Raw genomic sequence first — 14,239 nt, forward strand, 5'->3', positions numbered from 1 at the left:
GTTCGTGATCAGAATTTCAGGGCGGCGGATTTGGCCGTCACTTCCGTGCCTTGCTGGCCGTTCGGGCTGATCAGTTGTACCTGAATTTTCTGGGTGGCCGGGAAGGTATTGAAAATGTTCGCCAGATCCAGGGTGTTCAAGGCGCCCGGTGCTGCGCAGGTGAACTGATAGTGAGCGTGGATTTCGCTGTGATCGTGGTGATGCGCTTCGCCGCCCTTGGCGTCTTCGTCGTGATCATCGTCGTCGTGATCGTCGGCATCCGGCTTGTCACCGAACAGCGGGCTTTCCAGCTTCTGACTGACGACTTTGCAACCGGCAGCGGCCGGCAGGCTGAACAGCGCCAATGGTTTTTCAAGTTGTGCACGGGCGGCAGCGACCTTGGCCTTGTCGGCATCGCTGGTGGCGACGTGTTCGAAACCGACGAGGTTCATCGCCGGGCTTTCCAGCTCCAGCTCCAGGGTCTGGCCGTCGAGCGCAGCGTTCAGACGACCGACGCCATGCTCGTGGGCGCCGAGGCTGCCATGTTCGTGGTCATGATCGTGCTCATCGGCGGCCTGGGCGATGGCCAGCGGCAACAGGGCAAACGGCAAAGCGAGCAGCAGACGACGCATGGCGAACTCCGGGAAGTAAAGTGAAGAGTTTGTTATGTAATCTTATAACGAAAGTGCGCAGAGTTTGCCCGCCTGAAACGCTTTGCGCAAGGCATGACTGAGCACCGTCCGGGATGTTCCGGAGCGGTGCGTAGATTGAATGTCACGATTGTTGAATCAGAATCCGGCGCCGGGATAGTCGAACCAGTAGCCTCCCGTCAGCACATGGCGGATCAGACTTTCGTCGAGCAGATTCGGAGCATCGCGAGTGAAGCGCTGGCGCCAGGCTGGAAGCCACCAGTAGTTGATCGCCGTGCCGCGCGGAAGTACCACCACCTTCATGACCTCCGGATCTATTCTGTGCTCTGAGTAAAGTTGATGGCTGCGATCCATGAAGCCCATGTACTGACTGATCGGCAACTGAAACATCAACGCCGTAGTGAAGATTTTTTCACTTTCACTGAACGCGGGATTCTGCAGTATCTGTAACGCTTCACAGGCGTACGGCATTGGTTGACCGGCAACTTTTTGGCCTTCGGGAGTAGAAAGTATGTCGAAGCGGTCATCCATATCCCGCCATCCGATACGCCTATTACTTTCAAAGTAATTGTGAACGATGGCGGTCAACGGCCCTGGTGCTGCGCCTTCGGAGGTGCAGGCTGAGAGGTCGGCAGGCGACCAGAAGCGCCATGCCACAACGAGCAGGAGTGAAGCAGCCAGGATTATCCAGAGTCGTTTCATTGTGGTTTGCTGTACTTGTAACGTCGGAAGATGGTGAAGTCGTGGTCACTGCGAGCAGCATTACCCGATGCGATTCGAAAACCTGCGTCATTGACTTCGATTTTGTCCCAGCCTGCTGAAATGCAGACACCTTGAGTCAGAACAAATCCGACGTGACCGCTGGCATCAGTGTAATTGACAGCATACGCACCAACGTCTCCGGGTAGGGGGGATTTCTCTGCGTTCCAACTATTGAGCAGCCGGGTCTCATCTGCCCATTCCCCTGCGGTTGGCGGGCTCACTTTGGAGTAGCCCGGGATGTATTTTGAAGAGCCATGTTCGATCATCGCCACGTTGACACCGATGGCAGTCAATACGTCATAGACGAACACATTGCACTTGTTTGATTCCGCCCTGAACTCCACGCTTTTCTTAAGCGTTGGATGCGGTAAAGAATGTTTGACTTTGTTGCCGGCCCATTCAGTCGAACCTCGGTGTGATAGCGCCTCCATCAGTATGCGGCGCGGCATGTCCTGGATGACCACCTTTACGGTGCGGGTTTCATCCCTCCGTTTGACGCCATACTCGACCTCGTAGAATGTGTCGTTAGAGACTTTGCCGCTGGTGGATAGAGGCACTTTTACCCAAGGTGATACTGCAACTATCGACAGCGATTTACCTGAATTCAGCGTGGCTGTATGCATTGCCTTTTTTGCGCCGGAGTTACCAACAATTTGAACGGTGACTTCATAGCTGTCACTGCTTTTTATCGACGGTAATTTCTGGGCGTCCGAGCGAGTAATAGCGGTTTGAGTCTTGTCCGAAACGAGCGAGTAGATGCGGGGTTTGTCATCGTTTTGAACGATGTTGTCATCAATGACAAGTCCGTCGATCAGCAACTGAAACTTCACGCCTTTTGGCGGCTGCATCAGAAAGTCTTTAAAGACGAGTTTGATTTCCGACTTCATGGCAAGTCCTGATTCAGGGATTCTTCATAAGCGTAAAACGTCCACTCGGACTCTTCACCGACCAACAGAGTGTCGTAATCCGAATGGCTTTCCACAGGGTGTTCGCAGCCTTCGCCTGTTGCATTACAGGTGATGTCTTGCAGGACGGCTGTTTTTTTCTTGTCTTTGAGTCTGTAGGCAAGTCCTGGTTTCTGGGAGTCGTCCAGGCGTTCGATGATGACTTGCAGATAGCGATGTGAAGTCGGGGCGGTAATCGAAGGGCCCATATCGATGGGAGCTGGACGGCCAATGCCGGCGAAGCCGCTGTGTTGCTGAGTGAGCAGTTTGTTGGCCATGGGCGGGCAGCCGCAGGCGATATAGTCACCCTCCAGTGCAGCTGGGCCGGCGGGCAGGATCAGAGTTCTTTCGCCAACGGCGACAATCGGTCCTTGGCCAGCACTGCACGCCGGGCAACTGGCAAGCTGCCCGATCGAGGCGATGATTTTGCCTTCGATACGCAGGTTTTCGTTTCCTTCGAGAATCACGCCACCTGTAGAGGTGGGGCCTCCCTTCGACGCCAGTTTTCTTCCTGAAGACATGGGGTTCCTTCCCATGAAAAAAAGAAGAAATGTAGCCGATAAGGCAAGCGTCGCCAGCTTCTGACACTTGGCGTTACACAAGTCCCATGGGAGCATGCAGGTCAGAAATGTGCGGGAGCGAAGTTATGTTGCGGATACGCGGAACCGTCGGTGAGTTGCCGGTGGATTTGACCCTGGAACTGGATGAAAGCGACTGGGCGCGGCTCGGTTCGCAGTTTGGCGTGCAGGTGCAAACGGCCCAGCCGCTGACTGCAGCAGCGGCGCCGGTGGCGAAACCGATGAATCAGGATGAGGCGTTGTGGCAGGTCGCCAGGGATTTGCTGCGCAAGGCCGGGCAACTCAGCGGGCCGGAGTTGCTGGATCAGCTTGAAGGGTTGACCGGTAGCGCGGCGGCGGGCAAACGCTTGCTGGTGCGCCTGCGGCATTCGTCGGATGTGAAAGTGGTGAGCGGCGGGGATACGCCGCTCTACAGCTGGATCGAGTAAGCGCTTAGTACAGCGCGGCAAACACCTTGCGCCGGTAAGCGGTCACCAGCGGGTGGTCGTTGCCCAGCAGTTCGAACACTTGCAGCAAGGTCTTGTGCGGCAGACCTTCGCCATAGCTGCGGTTGCGGATGAACAGCTTGAGCAGTGCGTCCAGCGCCGCTTCGTATTGCTGACGGGCCAGTTGCTGGATCGCCAGTTGATACACCGCTTCATCGTCCTGCGGGTTCTGCGCCAGACGGCTTTTCAGGTCGGCGGCGTCCGGCAGGTCACGGGCCAGACCGAGGAACTTGATCTGCGCCTTGGCACCGGCCAATGCAGCCTTGTGTTCGTCGCTCTTGACTGCGTCGAGCACGGTTTGCGCTTCGCCCAGTTCACCGCGTTCGGTCATGCAGCGGGCATACAGGATCAGCGCCTTGGCGTTGGTGTTGTCTTCATTGAGCATCACCACCAGCGCCGCTTCGGCATCGGCGTAACGGCCTTCATCGAACAGCGCCTGAGCCTGTTCGAATGGATCGGCGGCGGCCGGTGGCGGCATCTTCACATGCGGTTCGAGCAGGGCGCGCACGGCGGATTCCGGCTGGGCCCCGGCGAAGCCGTCCACCGGTTGACCGTCTTTGAACAGCACCACGGTCGGCAGGCTGCGAATACCGAAGCGGGCGACGATGTCCTGCTCCACGTCGCAGTCGACCTTGGCCAGCAGCAACTCGCCCTGATAGCTCTCGGCGATCCCTTGCAGCATCGGCATCAGCGCCTTGCACGGCGCACACCATTCGGCCCAGAAATCCACCAGCACCGGTTTTTGAAAGGAAGCCTCGATCACCGACTGGTCGAAGTCGGCCGTCGTGGCGTCGAAGATGTACGGCGTTTGCTGACTCATGGGGTATCTCGTAAAAGCGTGAATGGGGCAACTATACGGTCAGGCGCGGGCCGCGTGGTAGAGGCTGACATGGCGAAACTCTTCGGGCTCGGCCAGATCCGGCAGGGTCATGGCTTCGAGCATTTCAATCCGCCGGTACAGCGGATGACGGAAATCCCTGACCCGCGAATCCGCCACCAGCGCTTCGCGACCGCGACTGAGAAACGCGTCGAGCAGCGGCAGGTTCTCGCGGTCGTACAAAACGTCGGCGACCAGGATCAGATCGAAGCGATCCGCCTCGGCGAAGAAGTCCGTGGAATAGCTCATCTGCACATCATTGAGTTCGGCGTTGGCCCGGCACGCGGCAATCGCCAGCGGATCGAGGTCGCAGGCCACCACTTCCAGCGCGCCGGCCTTCACGGCGGCAATCCCGGCGATCCCGGAACCGGCGCCGAAATCCAGTACGCGTTTACCACGGACCCACTCGGGGAATTCCGCCAGATAGCGTGCCACGGCCAGGCCGCTGGCCCAGCAGAAACTCCAGTACGGCGGTTCGTGCAGGATTCGCCGGGTTTCGTCCGGGCTGAATTCCCGGGCCATGTTGTCGCCATCGATCAGCCACAGTTTCAGCTCAGTGTCCGGCAGCGGGCAGGCCACCAGTCGGGCGTCGCCGAGCAGCTCGCCCAGCGCCTGTTGCAGGTCCAGCGGTGCATTCATGGCGCTTTGACAAATTGCAGTTGGCCCAGGGCCTGGGTGGTCGGCTGGCTGATGGTCTGCGACGGCAGGTGCAGGATCAACTGACCGGATTGAGTAGCGCGGCCACGCAGTTCGACCCGCGCTCCCGCCGGGAAGGCATCAGGATTGAATCGCAGGCGAAACGGCAGAACCTGGTTGTTGCCGATCAGGCTGGAGCTGGCGAGCAATTGTTGCGGGCGACCCTTCTCGTCGATCACCAGCAGCGCCAGTTCGACTTCGGCGCCCGCCGGCACGCCTTGCAGGGTGCCGCTCAGTTCCCGTTGATACGCAGGCAGCGGGCCGAGGTCGGCTGCTTCTTTGGCCTTTTTCTGTGCTTGTTGCGGCGCCGGGCCCGGCGTTGGCGGCTGCGGCTTGGGCTTATCGCTGCCACAGGCCACCAGCAGGGCGAAAACACTGAGCAAAACGAGCGGTCGTAGCGACATTGGTGGCTCCGTCAAAATGAAATCCATGGATCAAACGATCATGGCAGTCTGTATACCGCAAAGCCTATGGCTTGTCTTGCCACCGGGATGCGCTACCATGGCCCTCCCTTTTTTTGTTGCCAGCCACCATGCACTGTCCCTTCTGCGGTGCCAACGACACCAAGGTCATCGACTCGCGTCTGGTCGCCGAGGGCGAACAGGTGCGCCGCCGGCGTGAATGCCTGGCCTGCGGCGAACGTTTCACGACGTTCGAGACGGCCGAACTGGTGTTGCCGCGCCTGATCAAAACCGACGGCAGCCGCCAACCGTTCGACGAAGAAAAACTCCGCGCCGGCATGCAACGCGCCCTGGAGAAACGTCCGGTGAGCGTCGAGCGCCTCGAATCCTCGCTGGTCCATATCAAGCACAAGTTGCGCGCCACCGGCGAGCGCGAGGTCAAGTCCCTCGTGGTCGGCGAACTGGTGATGGCCGAGCTGCAAAAGCTCGATGAAGTTGCCTACATCCGTTTCGCTTCCGTGTACCGCCGCTTTCAGGACCTCAACGAGTTCCGCGAAGAGATCGACCGCCTCGCCCGCGAACCGGTGAAAGAATGACCACCGCCGCCGAGCAGGCCATCCTCGACGCCCACTTCATGGCCCGGGCCCTAGAGCTGGCGCGCAAGGGACACTACACGACCCATCCCAATCCACGGGTCGGTTGTGTGATCGTGCGCGACGGGCAGATTGTCGGCGAAGGCTGGCATGAACGTGCCGGCGAACCCCACGCCGAAGTCCACGCCCTGCGCGCCGCCGGTGAACTGGCCCGGGGCGCCACGGCTTACGTGACCCTCGAACCTTGCAGCCACCACGGCCGCACACCGCCGTGCGCCGATGCGCTGGTGAATGCCGGTGTTGGCCGGGTGGTCGCGGCGATGCGTGATCCCAATCCGCAAGTCGCCGGGCGCGGTCTGCAGCGTCTGGCCGATGCCGGTATAGCGACTGAAAGTGGTGTGCTGGAAGCCGAAGCCCGCAAGCTCAATCAAGGTTTCCTGAAGCGCATGGAACACGGCTTGCCGTTCGTGCGGGTGAAGTTGGCCATGAGCCTCGACGGTCGCACGGCGATGGAAAGCGGCGAGAGTCAATGGATCACCGGCCCTGCCGCACGTTCGGCGGTACAGCGTTTGCGCGCCCAGGCCAGCGTGGTGCTGACCGGCGCCGATACGGTGCTGGCCGATGGCGCACGGTTGACCGTTCGCGCCGATGAGCTGGGACTGGATGCCGAGCAGACTGCGCTGGCCCTCAGTCGTCCGCCGTTGCGAGTGCTGATCGACGGACGTCTGCGGGTTCCGCTGGACGCCCCGTTCTTCAAGGCCGGCCCGGCGCTGGTCGCGACCTGCGTGGCCATCGAAGAACAGTACGCCCACGGTCCGGAATGCCTGATCGTGCCGGGCGATGACGGTCAGGTCGATCTGCATCAATTGCTGGTCGAGCTGGCCAACCGTGGCGTCAACGAAGTGCTGGTCGAGGCGGGGCCGCGACTGGCCGGCGCATTTGCCCAGCTCGGCCTGGTCGACGAGTTCGTGATCTTCATCGCCGGCAAGTTCCTCGGCTCTACGGCGCGTCCGCTTCTGGACTGGCCGCTGGCCTATATGAAGGATGCGCCGGAGCTGAAAATCACTGAAATTCGCGCGGTTGGCGATGACTGGCGAGTCACTGCAATCCCTGTCCCATCGGCGAGCGTATAATTCCCGGCCATCGCGTTAGCGCTGGCTTCGTTCTCAAGGAGAACCCCATGTTTACCGGCATCATCGAATCCATCGGCAGTATCCGCGCACTGACCCCAAAGGGCGGTGATGTGCGGGTGCATGTCGAAACCGGCAAGCTCGACCTGAGCGACGTCAAACTCGGCGACAGCATCGCGGTCAACGGCGTGTGCCTGACCGCCGTCGAACTGCCGGGCGACGGCTTTGCCGCCGACGTCAGTCGCGAAACCCTCGACTGCACGGCCATGAATGACCTGAAAAGCGGCAGCCCGGTCAACCTGGAAAAAGCCCTGACCCCGACCACCCGTCTCGGCGGGCATCTGGTCAGCGGTCACGTCGACGGTGTCGGCGAAGTGGTCTCGCGCAGCGACAATGCCCGCGCCGTGGAATTTCGCATCCGCGCGCCGAAGGAGCTGGCCAAGTACATCGCCCACAAAGGCTCGATCACGGTTGATGGCACCAGCCTGACCGTGAACGCGGTCGATGGCGCCGAATTCCTGCTGACGATCATCCCGCACACCTTGAGCGAAACCATCATGGCGTCCTACAAGCCAGGCCGCCGGGTGAACCTGGAAGTCGACCTGCTGGCGCGCTATCTGGAGCGTCTGCTGTTGGGCGACAAGGCCGCAGAGCCGACGTCCGGTGGCATCACCGAAAGCTTTCTGGCCGCCAACGGCTACCTCAAATCCTGACTGAAGGGGGTGCCTTGTGGCGCTCAATAGCATCGAAGAACTGGTTGAAGACATCCGCCAAGGCAAGATGGTCATCCTCATGGATGACGAAGACCGCGAGAACGAAGGCGACCTGATCATGGCCGCCGAATGCTGCAAGGCCGAGCACATCAACTTCATGGCCAAGCACGCCCGTGGCCTGATCTGCATGCCGATGAGCCGCGAGCGCTGCGAAACCCTGAAGCTGCCGCTGATGGCGCCACGCAACGGTTCCGGTTTCGGCACCAAGTTCACCGTCTCGATCGAAGCCGCCGAAGGCGTGACCACCGGCATCTCCGCTGCCGACCGCGCACGCACCGTGCAAGCGGCTGCGGCGAAAGACGCGAAAGCCGAAGACATCGTCAGCCCCGGCCACATCTTCCCGCTGATGGCCCAGGCCGGTGGCACCCTGGCCCGCGCCGGTCACACCGAAGCCGCTTGCGACCTGGCGCGCATGGCCGGTTTCGAACCAAGCGGCGTGATCTGCGAAGTGATGAACGACGACGGCACCATGTCCCGTCGCGCCGAGCTGGAAGCCTTTGCGGCCGAGCACAACATCAAGATCGGCACCATCGCCGACCTGATCCACTACCGGATGATCCACGAACGTACCGTTCAGCGGATTGCCGAGCAGCCGCTGGACAGCGAACTGGGCCAATTCAACCTGGTGACCTATCGTGATTCCGTGGAAGGTGACGTGCACATGGCTCTGACCCTGGGCACCGTTTGCGCCGAAGAACCAACCCTGGTTCGCGTGCACAACATGGACCCGCTGCGCGACCTGCTGATGGTCAAGCAACCGGGCCGCTGGAGCCTGCGCGCCGCCATGGCTGCGGTTGCCGAGGCTGGCAGCGGTGTGGTGCTGTTGCTCGGTCATCCGCTCGATGGCGACGTGCTGCTGGCGCACATCCGTGAAACCGGCGATCAGGCGGCGGTGAAAAAACCGACCACCTACAGCATCGTCGGTGCCGGTTCGCAGATCCTGCGGGACCTCGGCGTGCGCAAAATGCGTTTGATGAGTGCACCGATGAAATTTAATGCGATATCCGGTTTCGATCTGGAAGTTGTAGAATACGTGCCCTCCGAATAATGACCGGTTGTTTCCGGACCCGAATTCGCGGCAAATAAATCACTGAGGGACGCGAAACAGACGCGTCCCGGCTCTTTAAGAGATCTGACGAATGACCCTGAAGACCATCGAAGGTACCTTCATCGCCCCTAAAGGCCGCTACGCTTTGGTAGTGGGCCGTTTCAACAGTTTTGTGGTTGAAAGCCTGGTCAGCGGTGCAGTTGATGCCCTGGTTCGCCACGGCGTGAGCGAAAGCGACATCACCATCATCCGCGCACCTGGCGCCTTCGAAATCCCGCTGGTTGCGCAAAAAGTCGCCCAGAAAGGCGAGTTCGCAGCAATCATCGCCCTGGGCGCGGTCATTCGTGGTGGCACTCCGCACTTCGAATACGTGGCGGGCGAGTGCACCAAGGGCCTGGCCCAGGTGTCCATGGAGTTCGGCGTACCGGTCGCTTTCGGCGTCCTGACCGTTGATTCCATCGAGCAAGCCATCGAACGTTCCGGCACCAAGGCCGGCAACAAAGGTGCTGAAGCTGCCCTGTCCGCTCTGGAAATGGTCAGCCTGCTGGCGCAGTTGGAGGCCAAGTGATTAGCGACGAAAGCGATCGTTTCAACCCGCGCGATCCGAAACCTGCGGATGCCGGCAAGCCATCGAAGAGCGTCAAGCGCCGCGAAGCCCGTCAGCTCGCGACTCAGGCTCTGTATCAATGGCACATGGCCAAGGCTTCGCTGAACGAGATCGAAGCGCAATTCCGGGTCGATAACGATTTTACCGATGTCGATGGCGCGTACTTCCGCGAAATCCTCCACGGGGTTCCGGCCAATCGCACCGAAATCGACAACGCGCTCACGCCTTGCCTGGACTTGTCGATCGAAGAACTGGACCCGGTTGAACTGGCAGTTCTGCGCCTGTCCACCTGGGAATTGCTCAAGCGCGTCGACGTCCCGTACCGCGTTGTGATCAACGAGGGTATCGAACTGGCGAAGGTGTTCGGTTCTACCGATGGCCACAAGTTCGTCAACGGCGTGCTCGACAAGCTGGCCCCGCGCCTGCGTGAAGCTGAAGTGAAGGCGTTCAAGCGCTAAAACGCGCTTGATACCTCATGGGCGAGTTTGAGCTGATCCGCAATTTCTTCGCCGCCGCGCCTTGTGCGCAGGGCGGCGAGGGCGTTGCACTGGGGATCGGCGACGACTGCGCCTTGCTGGCGGTTCCTTCCGGGGAACAGCTGGCGGTTTCCACCGATACGCTGGTGGCCGGCGTGCATTTCGCCGATCCCTGCGATCCGTTTCTGCTCGGTCAGCGCTCGCTGGCCGTGGCGGTCAGCGACCTGGCTGCCATGGGCGCTGCGCCCGTTGCCTTTACCCTTGCCCTGACCTTGCCGACAGTGACCGCTGATTGGCTGCAAGCCTATGCTCGCGGTTTGAACCACATGGCACAAACCTGTGGCGTGGCGCTGGTTGGTGGTGATACCACCCGTGGGCCATTGAGCCTCACCGTGACCGTTTTCGGTCGCGTCCCGGCGGGTCAGGCCCTGACCCGCAGCGGCGCGCAGCCCGGCGATCTGCTGTGCGTCGGCGGTGAGCTGGGTAATGCCGCTGGCGCCTTGCCGCTGGTGCTCGGCCAACGCGAAGCCGAGCCGCGCATTGCCCAACCGCTGCTCGATCATTACTGGTCGCCGCAACCGCAACTGGCCCTCGGGCAGGCCTTGCGTGGCAAGGCCACCTCGGCGCTGGACATCTCCGACGGCCTGCTCGCCGATTGCGGCCACATCGCATTGGCTTCGAAGGTTCGCCTCGAAGTTGAACGCGAGCGCGTGCCGTTGTCGGAAGCGTTGGTGGCGTTTCTCGGACAACGCGGCGCCGAACGTGCGGCGTTGAGCGGTGGCGATGATTACGTGCTGGCCTTCACCCTGCCGTCCGTCGAGTTGCCGGTGCTGCTGGCCGATGGCTGGCCGATCCATGTGATCGGGCGCGTGGCTGAGGGGCAGGGCGTGGTGCTGCTGGATCGTGAAGGGCACGACATCACCCCGCAAATCCGGGGTTATCAACATTTTCAGGAGTCACCGTGACAGATCACCCGAAACAGGTTCCCGGCGAGTTCGTTCCGCCGTCGGTCTGGCGCAATCCCTGGCACTTCCTCGCGTTCGGCTTTGGTTCCGGCACTTTGCCGAAAGCACCGGGCACGTGGGGCTCGTTAGTTGCGCTACCCTTTATTCCGTTGTGGCAGATGTTGCCCGACTGGGGTTACTGGCTGATGCTCGGGATCACCATGCTGTTCGGCTTCTGGCTGTGCGGCAAGGTCGCCGACGATCTGCGGGTACACGACCACGAAGGCATCGTCTGGGACGAGATGGTCGGGATGTGGATCACCCTGTGGCTGGTGCCGGAAGGCTGGTACTGGCTGCTCGCCGGGTTCTTGATGTTCCGTTTCTTCGACATCCTCAAGCCATGGCCGATCCGCTGGATCGACCGGCATGTACATGGCGGCGTCGGCATCATGCTCGATGACGTGCTGGCCGGTGTGTTCGCCTGGTTGGCGATGCAGGGGCTGGTGTGGATTTTCGCCTGATTTCAAGGCGTGGATGAGGGACACAGGGATGACTCGACGCTGGTTGGCGATAGTGTTTTTGACCTTGCTTGGCGCCATGGCCCAGGCGCAGGACGCACCGCCGTCGGTCATTCACCTGGCCAGCGAAGAATGGGAAGACTACACCGCTGCCGACGGCCACGGCCTGGGCTGGGATGTATTGCGCAAAGTGTTCGAGCCGGCCGGCGTGACCCTGGACATCCGCTCCGTGCCCTACACCCGTTCGGTGGGCCTGGTGCAATTGAAGGAAGTCGACGCGCTGGTCGGCTCCTACCGCGGTGAAGCCGAGCAGGTGCTGTACCCGAAATGGAACTTCGATTCCGACCACATCTATGCGCTGGGCCTGGCCAGCAACCCGGCACCGACCGAGGCCACCCTCGGCAAATACCGGCTGGCCTGGGTGCGGGGTTATCGTTATGAAACCTACCTGCCGAACGTCAAACGCTTCAACCAGATCGAGCGTCGTACCGGAATCCTGTCGATGCTCAAGCAGGGGCGGGCGGATTACTACATCGATGCCTTGACGGAAATCGAAGCGGTAGTGAGAAACGCCGCCGACCCTTCGCAATACCATTACTCGCATCTGGCGGAGTTGCCGCTGTACCTCGGTTTCGCCGACACCCCGCAAGCCCGCGCACTGATGTCGATCTACGACCGGCGCATGGAGCAACTGGTGAAAAGCGGCGAACTGAAACCGATTTTCGAGCACTGGAAGCAGCCGTATCCGTTCGAGTAAGCGCGATGATGGCGGGCCTGTTATCAAACTTTTTGATCGTTATGGCCGATAATTCAGCCTAAGCGCCTGCAGGAACCTGCTGTTACAATGCCGCCCAGCGAATCTCGGACTTTTTAGATCAGGAGCACACCGGTGCCTGTCGTTTTTGTCGCCGCTTCCAAGCTGCCAACGCCTTTTGCGCAATTCACCATGCACGGTTTTCTCGATGAAGCCACCGGCCGCGAGCACGTTGTGCTGAGCCTGGGTGAGATTGCCGACGGTGCCCCGGTACTCGGCCGGTTGCACTCCGAATGCCTGACCGGCGATGCCTTGTTCAGTCAGCGTTGCGACTGCGGCTCGCAACTGGAGGCCGCCCTCAAGGCGATCGCCCGTGAAGGCCGTGGCGTGTTGCTGTACCTGCGTCAGGAAGGTCGTGGGATCGGCCTGCTGAACAAGATCCGAGCCTACGAATTGCAGGACGGCGGCGCCGACACCGTTGAAGCCAACGAGCGTCTGGGCTTTGCCGCCGACCAGCGTGATTACGCCATGTGCCTGCCGATGCTCGAGCATCTGGGCGTGAAATCCCTGCGCCTGATGACCAACAACCCGCGCAAGGTCAAAGCCCTGACCGACATGAGCATCGTCGTTGCCGAGCGCGTGCCGCTGCACACCGGTCACAACCCGCACAACAAACTCTACCTGGCGACCAAGGCCAGTAAGCTCGACCATATGATGGGCAACGAACATCAGGGCGAGGTAGACCGGGCGTGACCCGCGGTCAGGTGCGCCGCCGCCTGTCGGTCGCCTGGTGGAAATACCTGGCGCTGGCACTGGTGCCGTTGTTCGTGCTCAACGCCGTGTTCGGCGAGAGCGAAGCGATCATGCCGGTGCTGGCGATGCCGTTGTTCATCGCCGGCGTGGCCTCGATGTTTGTCAGCCTGAAGTTTTTCGGCCGCTACAAACATGCGCTGATCGCCACCCAAAAAGCCCTCGATACCCCTGAAGAACCCGCTGCGTGGATTGCCCTCGCGGCGCGTCGTCGCACAGCTTTTCTTGCGGCGGGGTTGCCGGCGTGGATCGGCGCACTGGCGGTGTTCGTCGGCCTCGAAGCCGTTCCGCTGATGTTACTGGCGCTGTCCACGGCGGTACTGTTCTACCTCTACCGTATTCCGCGTCAACTCGGTTGATGCGTCGTCTCTGGCTGGCGGTTCTGCTGCTGGCCGTCAGCAGCGAAACCCTGGCCGCCCTGCGGGTGGTCAGCCTCGCGCCATCCCTGTCTGAAATCGTCGTCGAGCTGGATTCGGCCGATCTGTTGGTGGGCGTACTGGATGCCGGTGACCGGCCGTCTGCAATCAAGGATGTGCCTTCGGTGGGCCGTTATGGTCAGCTCGACATGGAACGGCTGCTCAGCCTCAAGCCTGACTTGTTGCTGTTGTGGCCCGGCAGTGTCGGCCCGGCTCAGCGCGATCAGCTCAAGCGCCTGAACATCCCGACTTTCGTTGCCGAACCCCACAGTTTCGAGCAGCTCACGACGCAGATCGAAGCCATCGCGATGCAGCTTGGTCGTCCTGAGCGCGGAGTTGAACGCGCGGCCGGGTTGCGGCGCAAGCTCGATGAGCTGCGCCAACGCTATCGGCGGGAAACGCCGCTGCGGGTGTTCTATCAAGTCTGGGACAAGCCGCTGTACACCATCGGTGGCGGGCAGATCATCAGCGATGCGCTTGAGGTATGCGGCGCGCGCAACGTGTTCGCCGACCTGACGCTGCCGGCGCCGCAGGTGAGCATCGAAGCCGTTTTACAGCGTGACCCCGAAGTGATTCTGGCTGGCGCCCCATTGCAACTGAGTGCGTGGAATGCCTGGCCGCAGGTGGCAGCGGTCAAGCACAGGCAGTTGCTGCTGGTCACCGACAAAGGTCTGGAGCGTCCGAGCGGGCAGATGATCGAAGCCACCGCCAAGCTCTGCAAGTTGATCGCGCCAGACCGCTGAGACCGAGGTGAATTCTTCGCGAGCAAGCCCGCTCCCACATTTGGAATGCGTTCCC

The 14,239-nt window shown here is 61.0% G+C and carries 20 protein-coding genes; 13 read left to right on the forward strand and 7 right to left on the reverse strand.

Annotated elements, in window-relative coordinates:
* Positions 1-8: 8 nt before the first annotated feature.
* The 4 genes from ACW9HX_RS15820 to ACW9HX_RS15835 all read right to left on the reverse strand — a co-directional run bounded on the left by ACW9HX_RS15820 (position 9) and on the right by ACW9HX_RS15835 (position 2,952).
* Complete coding sequence (locus ACW9HX_RS15820) at positions 9-611, reverse strand: DUF2796 domain-containing protein (protein WP_457381317.1); 603 nt, start codon at positions 609-611, stop codon at positions 9-11.
* Between the two features lie 156 nt (positions 612-767).
* Complete coding sequence (locus ACW9HX_RS15825) at positions 768-1,331, reverse strand: hypothetical protein (protein ID WP_457381318.1); 564 nt, start codon at positions 1,329-1,331, stop codon at positions 768-770.
* A complete protein-coding gene (locus tag ACW9HX_RS15830; protein WP_457381319.1) occupies positions 1,328-2,278 on the reverse strand; it encodes a CHAP domain-containing protein in 951 nt (316 codons plus the stop codon). The genes ACW9HX_RS15825 and ACW9HX_RS15830 overlap by 4 nt, the downstream gene beginning before the upstream one ends.
* Positions 2,275-2,952 (reverse strand): PAAR domain-containing protein, encoded by a 678-nt coding sequence (locus tag ACW9HX_RS15835; RefSeq protein WP_457381320.1) that lies wholly within the window; start codon positions 2,950-2,952, stop codon positions 2,275-2,277. The genes ACW9HX_RS15830 and ACW9HX_RS15835 overlap by 4 nt, the downstream gene beginning before the upstream one ends.
* Before the next feature lie 29 nt (positions 2,953-2,981).
* On the opposite strand from ACW9HX_RS15835, the gene ACW9HX_RS15840 reads away from it, so the two are divergent.
* Positions 2,982-3,341, forward strand: a complete 360-nt coding sequence (locus ACW9HX_RS15840) for a hypothetical protein (protein WP_457381321.1) — start codon at positions 2,982-2,984, stop codon at positions 3,339-3,341.
* 4 nt (positions 3,342-3,345) lie between these two features.
* Here the strand turns inward: ACW9HX_RS15840 and trxA are convergent, their stop codons facing one another.
* The 3 genes from trxA to ACW9HX_RS15855 are packed head-to-tail and all read right to left on the reverse strand — an operon-like array spanning position 3,346 to position 5,375.
* On the reverse strand, positions 3,346-4,218 hold the full coding sequence (trxA, locus tag ACW9HX_RS15845) for a thioredoxin (RefSeq protein ID WP_457381322.1): 873 nt from the start codon (positions 4,216-4,218) through the stop codon (positions 3,346-3,348).
* A gap of 39 nt (positions 4,219-4,257) precedes the next feature.
* Entirely contained in the window at positions 4,258-4,914 is a 657-nt protein-coding gene (locus ACW9HX_RS15850) for a class I SAM-dependent methyltransferase (RefSeq protein ID WP_457381323.1), read from the reverse strand.
* Positions 4,911-5,375 carry a YbaY family lipoprotein gene (locus ACW9HX_RS15855; protein WP_457381324.1) on the reverse strand — a complete coding sequence of 155 codons (465 nt, stop codon included), beginning with the start codon at positions 5,373-5,375 and terminating at the stop codon, positions 4,911-4,913. The genes ACW9HX_RS15850 and ACW9HX_RS15855 overlap by 4 nt, the downstream gene beginning before the upstream one ends.
* A gap of 128 nt (positions 5,376-5,503) precedes the next feature.
* Between ACW9HX_RS15855 and nrdR the strand changes: the two genes are divergently transcribed.
* The 12 genes from nrdR to ACW9HX_RS15915 all read left to right on the forward strand — a co-directional run bounded on the left by nrdR (position 5,504) and on the right by ACW9HX_RS15915 (position 14,184).
* Positions 5,504-5,968, forward strand: a complete 465-nt coding sequence (nrdR, locus tag ACW9HX_RS15860) for a transcriptional regulator NrdR (protein ID WP_003228656.1) — start codon at positions 5,504-5,506, stop codon at positions 5,966-5,968.
* The gene (gene ribD, locus ACW9HX_RS15865) at positions 5,965-7,098 is read left to right on the forward strand and encodes a bifunctional diaminohydroxyphosphoribosylaminopyrimidine deaminase/5-amino-6-(5-phosphoribosylamino)uracil reductase RibD (protein WP_457381325.1); all 1,134 of its coding nucleotides are present in this window, start codon (positions 5,965-5,967) and stop codon (positions 7,096-7,098) included. The genes nrdR and ribD overlap by 4 nt, the downstream gene beginning before the upstream one ends.
* Before the next feature lie 47 nt (positions 7,099-7,145).
* Complete coding sequence (locus tag ACW9HX_RS15870; RefSeq protein ID WP_085712322.1) at positions 7,146-7,808, forward strand: riboflavin synthase; 663 nt, start codon at positions 7,146-7,148, stop codon at positions 7,806-7,808.
* A 16-nt stretch (positions 7,809-7,824) separates the two neighbouring features.
* The gene (gene ribBA, locus ACW9HX_RS15875) at positions 7,825-8,916 is read left to right on the forward strand and encodes a bifunctional 3,4-dihydroxy-2-butanone-4-phosphate synthase/GTP cyclohydrolase II (RefSeq protein ID WP_065259547.1); all 1,092 of its coding nucleotides are present in this window, start codon (positions 7,825-7,827) and stop codon (positions 8,914-8,916) included.
* Positions 8,917-9,007: 91 nt separating this feature from the next.
* A complete protein-coding gene (gene ribH / locus ACW9HX_RS15880) occupies positions 9,008-9,484 on the forward strand; it encodes a 6,7-dimethyl-8-ribityllumazine synthase (RefSeq protein ID WP_003228649.1) in 477 nt (158 codons plus the stop codon).
* Positions 9,481-9,981 carry a transcription antitermination factor NusB gene (gene nusB, locus ACW9HX_RS15885; RefSeq protein WP_457381326.1) on the forward strand — a complete coding sequence of 167 codons (501 nt, stop codon included), beginning with the start codon at positions 9,481-9,483 and terminating at the stop codon, positions 9,979-9,981. The genes ribH and nusB overlap by 4 nt, the downstream gene beginning before the upstream one ends.
* A 17-nt stretch (positions 9,982-9,998) precedes the next feature.
* On the forward strand, positions 9,999-10,964 hold the full coding sequence (thiL, locus tag ACW9HX_RS15890; RefSeq protein ID WP_457381327.1) for a thiamine-phosphate kinase: 966 nt from the start codon (positions 9,999-10,001) through the stop codon (positions 10,962-10,964).
* Positions 10,961-11,464 (forward strand): phosphatidylglycerophosphatase A family protein, encoded by a 504-nt coding sequence (locus ACW9HX_RS15895; RefSeq protein ID WP_096820753.1) that lies wholly within the window; start codon positions 10,961-10,963, stop codon positions 11,462-11,464. Before thiL ends, ACW9HX_RS15895 begins: the two co-directional genes overlap by 4 nt.
* Before the next feature lie 28 nt (positions 11,465-11,492).
* Positions 11,493-12,218 (forward strand): substrate-binding periplasmic protein, encoded by a 726-nt coding sequence (locus tag ACW9HX_RS15900; RefSeq protein ID WP_457381328.1) that lies wholly within the window; start codon positions 11,493-11,495, stop codon positions 12,216-12,218.
* A gap of 132 nt (positions 12,219-12,350) precedes the next feature.
* A complete protein-coding gene (ribA, locus tag ACW9HX_RS15905) occupies positions 12,351-12,968 on the forward strand; it encodes a GTP cyclohydrolase II (protein WP_457381329.1) in 618 nt (205 codons plus the stop codon).
* The gene (locus ACW9HX_RS15910; RefSeq protein WP_065259553.1) at positions 12,965-13,384 is read left to right on the forward strand and encodes an MFS transporter; all 420 of its coding nucleotides are present in this window, start codon (positions 12,965-12,967) and stop codon (positions 13,382-13,384) included. Before ribA ends, ACW9HX_RS15910 begins: the two co-directional genes overlap by 4 nt.
* The gene (locus ACW9HX_RS15915; protein ID WP_457381330.1) at positions 13,384-14,184 is read left to right on the forward strand and encodes a cobalamin-binding protein; all 801 of its coding nucleotides are present in this window, start codon (positions 13,384-13,386) and stop codon (positions 14,182-14,184) included. The genes ACW9HX_RS15910 and ACW9HX_RS15915 overlap by 1 nt, the downstream gene beginning before the upstream one ends.
* The last annotated feature ends 55 nt before the right edge of the window (positions 14,185-14,239 follow it).

Source organism: Pseudomonas sp. SDO52101_S400 (assembly GCF_054071635.1).

Excerpts from the sequence above, each read along its gene's own strand:
- ACW9HX_RS15820 (WP_457381317.1), bottom strand. The coding sequence starts at position 611 with ATGCGTCGTCTGCTGCTCGCTTTGCCGTTTGCCCTGTTGCCGCTGGCC.
- ACW9HX_RS15825 (WP_457381318.1), bottom strand. The coding sequence starts at position 1,331 with ATGAAACGACTCTGGATAATCCTGGCTGCTTCACTCCTGCTCGTTGTG.
- ACW9HX_RS15830 (WP_457381319.1), bottom strand. The coding sequence starts at position 2,278 with ATGAAGTCGGAAATCAAACTCGTCTTTAAAGACTTTCTGATGCAGCCG.
- ACW9HX_RS15835 (WP_457381320.1), bottom strand. The coding sequence starts at position 2,952 with ATGCTCCCATGGGACTTGTGTAACGCCAAGTGTCAGAAGCTGGCGACG.
- ACW9HX_RS15840 (WP_457381321.1), top strand. The coding sequence starts at position 2,982 with ATGTTGCGGATACGCGGAACCGTCGGTGAGTTGCCGGTGGATTTGACC.
- trxA (WP_457381322.1), bottom strand. The coding sequence starts at position 4,218 with ATGAGTCAGCAAACGCCGTACATCTTCGACGCCACGACGGCCGACTTC.
- ACW9HX_RS15850 (WP_457381323.1), bottom strand. The coding sequence starts at position 4,914 with ATGAATGCACCGCTGGACCTGCAACAGGCGCTGGGCGAGCTGCTCGGC.
- ACW9HX_RS15855 (WP_457381324.1), bottom strand. The coding sequence starts at position 5,375 with ATGTCGCTACGACCGCTCGTTTTGCTCAGTGTTTTCGCCCTGCTGGTG.
- nrdR (WP_003228656.1), top strand. The coding sequence starts at position 5,504 with ATGCACTGTCCCTTCTGCGGTGCCAACGACACCAAGGTCATCGACTCG.
- ribD (WP_457381325.1), top strand. The coding sequence starts at position 5,965 with ATGACCACCGCCGCCGAGCAGGCCATCCTCGACGCCCACTTCATGGCC.
- ACW9HX_RS15870 (WP_085712322.1), top strand. The coding sequence starts at position 7,146 with ATGTTTACCGGCATCATCGAATCCATCGGCAGTATCCGCGCACTGACC.
- ribH (WP_003228649.1), top strand. The coding sequence starts at position 9,008 with ATGACCCTGAAGACCATCGAAGGTACCTTCATCGCCCCTAAAGGCCGC.
- thiL (WP_457381327.1), top strand. The coding sequence starts at position 9,999 with ATGGGCGAGTTTGAGCTGATCCGCAATTTCTTCGCCGCCGCGCCTTGT.
- ACW9HX_RS15900 (WP_457381328.1), top strand. The coding sequence starts at position 11,493 with ATGACTCGACGCTGGTTGGCGATAGTGTTTTTGACCTTGCTTGGCGCC.
- ACW9HX_RS15915 (WP_457381330.1), top strand. The coding sequence starts at position 13,384 with ATGCGTCGTCTCTGGCTGGCGGTTCTGCTGCTGGCCGTCAGCAGCGAA.